We start from the raw sequence: 3,819 nt of genomic DNA, 5'->3' as shown, positions 1-3,819 counted from the left end.
GGCGGGCTTCGCGCTCAACGTCTCGAACTTCCAGACCAACGACGCCGTCGAGAGCTACGGCAAGAAGGTCTCCGACCAGCTCGGCGGCAAGAAGTTCGTCATCGACACCAGCCGCAACGGCAACGGCTCCTACAGCGGCCCCGAGCAGCCCACCTGGTGCAACCCGCCGGGCCGGGCCCTCGGCACGCCGCCGACCCGCAGCACCGGTGACCCGCGTGTCGCCGCGTTCCTCTGGATCAAGGAGCCGGGCGACTCCGACGGCGACTGCCGCGGCTCGCCCAGCGCCGGCGACTTCATGCCCGACTACGCCCTCGGGCTCGCGAAGGCGACGAAGAGCTCCTGACGCCGGCGCGAAGGGAACCCCCGGCCGCTCTCGTCGGCCGAGGGTTCCCCTCGTGCGTGGCGGACTCAGGTCCCGTAGGCGTACACGACGGCGGCCATGTCCTCCTCGCCGTGCCCGGCGGCGCTGGCCACCGCGAGCCGGTCAGCGACCGCGTCGGCCAGCGTGGTCGCCGTGCCCGCCTCGGTCATGGCGTCGCGGATGAGGCTGGTGTCCTTGATGACCCCGTCGAGCTCGAACGAGGGCGTGTAGTCCCCCGAGAGCATCGCCTTGCCCTTGAGCTGGAGGTAGGGCGAGTCGACGGCCTGGCCCTCGACCGCCTCGAGGAACTGCTGCCCGTCCAGGCCCAGGCCGCGGGCCAGGGCCACCGACTGCGCGATCCCGTTCACCATCGCCCCGATCCAGGCGTTCACCGCGAGCTTGAGCTTGCTGCCGTCCCCGAGGGTCTCGCTCACCCACTGGGTCCGCGCACCCATCGCGTCGAACGGGCCCGCGACCTTGTCCCGCAGCGACGACGGCCCGGAGACGAGCCACACGAGCTTCCCGTTCTCGGCCGGGGCCTTCGTGCCCAGCACCGGCGCGTCGAGCACGTCGATGCCCCGCTCGCGAGCGAACGCCTCGACGCGGCGGGTGCCCTCGACGCCGACGGTGCTCGACTGCACCCACACCGCGCCCGTGGGCCAGGACTCCGCCACGTCGGCCATCACCGCGAGGACCGGCTCGATGTCGAAGAGCATGGTGACGACGACCTCGGCGCCGGCGACCGCCGAGGCCGCCGAGTCCGCCACCGTCGCGCCGTCGTCGGCCAGCGGCTTCGCCTTCTCCGGGCTGCGGTTCCACACGGTCACGTCGTGGCCCTCGCGCAGCAGGCTGCGGGCCATCCCCGCGCCCATGATCCCGGTGCCCAGTACCGCTACTGAAGTCATGTCCCCCGGTTACCCGGAGAGCTGGCGGCCCATCGTGAAGAACTCCGCATTGGGCCGCAGCGCGGTGAGGTGCGCGAGGCGGTTGGACATCGCGAACAGTGCCGTGATGGCCCCGACGTCCCAGATCTCGTCCTCGGACAGGCCGGCCTCCCGGGCGGCGTCGAGGTCGTCGTCACCGAACGACGCGGAGTCGAGCGCGAGGGCGAGCGCGAGGTCGACGATCGCGCGCTGCCGGCCGGTGAGCTCGGCGCCGAAGGGGTTGGTGCCCACGTGGTCGGCGAGCTCGGGGTCCTTGCTGCGGACCCGCAGGATCGCCCCGTGGGCGACGATGCAGTACGTGCAGTGGTTCGCCCCGGAGGTCGCGACGACGACGAGCTCGCGCTCCGCCTTGGACAGGCCGTCGTTCGAGTCCATCAGCGCGTCGTGGTAGTCCAGGAAGGCCCGCAGCTCGCGGGGACGCCGGCCCAGGGCGCGGAAGATGTTCGGGACGAAGCCGGACTTCTCGGCGATCGCGCCGACCCGCTCGCGCAGGTCGTCGGGGAGGTCCGCGGGTTCGACGACGCCGAAGCGGCTCACTTCGCTCATGGCCCGACCGTAGTGCGGGATCAGCCGGGTGTCCGGAACGCGACGTGGCAGCGCTGCTCGGTCACGGTTTTGATGTGCGCGACCGCGGGCCGGGACTGCTGCTCGAGCTCCGCCAGCTGGTCGCGGTCGATCTTCCTCGGGTCGCCGCCGGTTCGCGCCAGGGAGGCGAGGGCCTGCTCGGTGGAGCGCTGGACGGTCCGCCAGTCGTCGGCGAGCTCCGGCGGGGCGGTGGCCACGAGGTCGGCGACCTGCCGCCGCGCCGTCGCGCTCGCCACCTGGACCCCGCCCTGCCCGGACTGCGGCGAGGACTGCTCGGCCTGCACCCGGGCGACGGTGTCGCAGTAGGACTTCGCCGAGGCGTCCACGGTCGTCGTCGGCGCGGCGGGCACCGGAGCGGCGGCCGGGGCGGGGGCGGGGGCGCTTCCCCCGCACCCCGCGAGCAGCAGGGCACCGGCCAGGACGAGGCCCGCCGCGGCCGCGCCCGCGCGCCCGCGGCCGCCCGTCGTCGCGGTCGTCGTCCCCATGCCCGTCGCCCTCCTCGCGGCGCCCCCGCGGGCGCGGGCCCGATGCTGGCACCCCCGTCCCCGGCGGTCCCGGGCGGGTCGGACGCCGTGGGGTGACGCAGGCCGAGGAGGTCTCCCGTGCCGGAGGCCGTCATGTCACAGTGACCGGCATGCACGTGAGCGACGAACACCGGGCGATCGTCCGGCGCTGGTGCGCGCAACGGGTGCCCGAGTCCCAGCGCGACAGCGTGCAGATCTCCTACTCGGAGCGCGCGGGGCGCATCACGCTGTCCTGCCGCCGCGCCCCGGTGTTCCCCGAGCTCGCCACCGAGTGGTCCACCGCGCCGATCGCGCAGCTGCGCTACGACGCGGCCGACGGCCGGTGGGTGCTCCTCTGGCCGGACTCCGGCGGCCGGTGGCACCGCTACCCCGACGAGTCCAAGGCCGTCTCGCCCGCCCCGCTGCTCGACATCGTCGACGCGGACCCGACCGGCATCTTCTGGGGGTGAGCGGCCACCCGGATCTCGCGACGATGGCCGCCCGTGTCGCGGCGTTCGAGCGCGGGCACCGTCGGGAGGTCGACCCGGGGACGCTCGACCCCGTCCGCGCCCGCGACGGCGACCTGCGCGCACCCCGGCGGGCCGCCGTCGCCGTCGTCGTGCTCGACGACCCCGGCCGCGGACCGGGCGTCCTGCTCACCCGCCGCACGTCGCGGCTGCGCGACCACCCCGGGCAGTTCGCGCTGCCGGGCGGGTCGGTGGACCCCGGCGAGGACACCGTGACGGCTGCCCGCCGCGAGCTCGACGAGGAGCTCGGGCTCGCCCTCGGCGCGGACCGGGTGGTGGGCCGCCTCGACGACTACCCGACCCGCTCCGGCTTCGTCATCACCCCCGTCGTCATGACCGTGGCCGCGCCGCTGGACGAGCTGGCGCCCTCGCCCGACGAGGTGGCGCACGTCTTCCACGTGACGCTCGACGAGCTCGACGTCGAGCCGCACTACCTCGAGATCCCGGAGTCCGACCGGCCCGTGGTGCAGCTGCCGATCGTGGGACACCGGGTGCACGCGCCCACGGCGGCGGTGCTGCTGCAGTTCCGCGAGGTCGCGCTGCGTGACCGTCGGACGCGGGTCGACGGACTCGAGCAGCCGGTGTTCGCCTGGCGCTGAACCCGGTCGGTGACCGGGGAACCCACAGAGATACCCGTCGCGCGGGGAGTTCCACCCTGCACCGTTAACGACGCGTGACGAGCGCCCCGTTCCGGTGCGCCGAGCGGTACCGCGTGGTTGTCTGATGAGGGCCCCGGACGAAGGATGCGTGATCGCTCGTGTGCGGAATCGTCGCTGCGTACGGTGACATCGACCCCGACAAGTGCGAGCGGATGCTCGCCCGGATCCATCACCGTGGCCCGGACGATTCCGGGCGGATCGAGCTGGAGCACGCGTGGCTGGGCCACCAGCGGCTCTCGA

6 protein-coding genes are annotated in these 3,819 nt (G+C 73.9%); 3 read left to right on the top strand and 3 right to left on the bottom strand.

All coding sequences use genetic code 11. The annotated features are described in order from the left end of the window. The coding region (locus AC0CYZ_RS13215) for a glycoside hydrolase family 6 protein (protein WP_472215996.1) at positions 1-343 on the top strand (343 nt) is incomplete at its 5' end. A 65-nt stretch (positions 344-408) separates the two neighbouring features. Here AC0CYZ_RS13215 and AC0CYZ_RS13210 read toward each other — a convergent pair. Genes AC0CYZ_RS13210 through AC0CYZ_RS13200 form a run of 3 tightly spaced genes read right to left on the bottom strand, consistent with a single transcriptional unit; the run spans position 409 to position 2,375 of the window. Further along, on the bottom strand, positions 409-1,266 hold the full coding sequence (locus AC0CYZ_RS13210) for an NAD(P)-dependent oxidoreductase (RefSeq protein WP_472215994.1): 858 nt from the start codon (positions 1,264-1,266) through the stop codon (positions 409-411). A gap of 9 nt (positions 1,267-1,275) precedes the next feature. Next, positions 1,276-1,851, bottom strand: a complete 576-nt coding sequence (locus AC0CYZ_RS13205; RefSeq protein ID WP_472215992.1) for a peroxidase-related enzyme — start codon at positions 1,849-1,851, stop codon at positions 1,276-1,278. Between the two features lie 20 nt (positions 1,852-1,871). Next, a complete protein-coding gene (locus AC0CYZ_RS13200; RefSeq protein ID WP_472215990.1) occupies positions 1,872-2,375 on the bottom strand; it encodes a hypothetical protein in 504 nt (167 codons plus the stop codon). A 149-nt stretch (positions 2,376-2,524) separates the two neighbouring features. Here AC0CYZ_RS13200 and AC0CYZ_RS13195 point away from each other — a divergent pair, with 149 nt between their 5' ends. Continuing rightward, positions 2,525-2,863 (top strand): DUF3024 domain-containing protein, encoded by a 339-nt coding sequence (locus AC0CYZ_RS13195; RefSeq protein WP_472215988.1) that lies wholly within the window; start codon positions 2,525-2,527, stop codon positions 2,861-2,863. Further along, positions 2,860-3,519 carry an NUDIX hydrolase gene (locus AC0CYZ_RS13190; protein WP_472215986.1) on the top strand — a complete coding sequence of 220 codons (660 nt, stop codon included), beginning with the start codon at positions 2,860-2,862 and terminating at the stop codon, positions 3,517-3,519. Before AC0CYZ_RS13195 ends, AC0CYZ_RS13190 begins: the two co-directional genes overlap by 4 nt. The last annotated feature ends 300 nt before the right edge of the window (positions 3,520-3,819 follow it).

It is taken from the genome of Actinomycetospora sp. (assembly GCF_055612215.1).
Note: the sequence above shows the minus strand (reverse complement) of the source record. Positions and strands in the feature narration are given on the sequence as shown.